General features: G+C 58.6%; 2 protein-coding genes. Both read right to left on the reverse strand.

All coding sequences use genetic code 11. The features are described 5' to 3' along the window. On the reverse strand, positions 1-173 hold a 173-nt coding region (locus EN914_RS39935; protein ID WP_127389760.1), incomplete at its 3' end, for an ATP-binding cassette domain-containing protein. A 43-nt stretch (positions 174-216) separates the two neighbouring features. Continuing rightward, on the reverse strand, positions 217-816 hold a 600-nt coding region (locus EN914_RS37015; protein ID WP_164769956.1), incomplete at its 5' end, for a substrate-binding domain-containing protein.

An 816-nucleotide genomic window follows, 5' to 3' on the forward strand; every position in this document is an offset into this window, starting at 1 on the left:
GCGAGAATCCTGATCATCGTCGACTTGCCCGCCCCATTGGCGCCGACCAGCCCGTGAACCTCCCCCGCGACAATGTCGAGGGAAGCATTTCGCAATGCTTTGGCGCCACCGAAGGCCTTGCTGATGTTGCGTACGACAAGAAATGGAGGCACCACGGGCGCCCCCATCGCCATTGCCGCATCTCCTGTTACACTATCGGTCAAAAGCTGGCTGCGCCTACTGGATCGCGTCAGGATGCTTGGTCAGAAAATCCGCCACTGTATCCTTGGTCACCAGCACCGCCGGCACTTCGGCTGCTTTCGGCGTCCAGCTCTTCCCGGCGGCGGTGATCTCTTCAACCATCTTTGTCATATTGTAGCCTTCGGTGTAGCTGTCTTGCCATGCCGTTGCGGTCATGAAGCCATTTTTGATATTTTCAAGAGCCTGGGCATTTCCGTTGATGCCATACACCATCACATCGGTGCGGTTCTGAGCACGCAGTGAGCCGATCGCGCCGATTGCAGGATCATCCCAGCAGCCCCAGATCGCCAGGTTTTCAGCGCCTGCCGGATGCGAGGCGAGCCATGCATTGGCGTACTGCGCGCCATCTTCAAAGTAGCCGGGAATGCGCACTTCGTTTTTGGTCACCTTGATGTCGGGATATTTGGCGGCCATTTCATCCATGACCTGCTCGCGGTTTCGGCAAACTTCACCCGTGTGATACGTGAGGGCAAGAATGGAGCCCTTGCCGTTCATGTTTTTGAGCATCAGGTCCACGACCGGGATGGCCATCGGGCCGCCCGAGCCGTTGGTGGCGGCTACGGTGCCGCCCAGCCC

The sequence above is a fragment of the Mesorhizobium sp. M7A.F.Ca.CA.001.08.2.1 genome, assembly GCF_003998455.1.
In the GTDB taxonomy this organism is placed as follows: Bacteria; Pseudomonadota; Alphaproteobacteria; order Rhizobiales; family Rhizobiaceae; genus Mesorhizobium; species Mesorhizobium ciceri.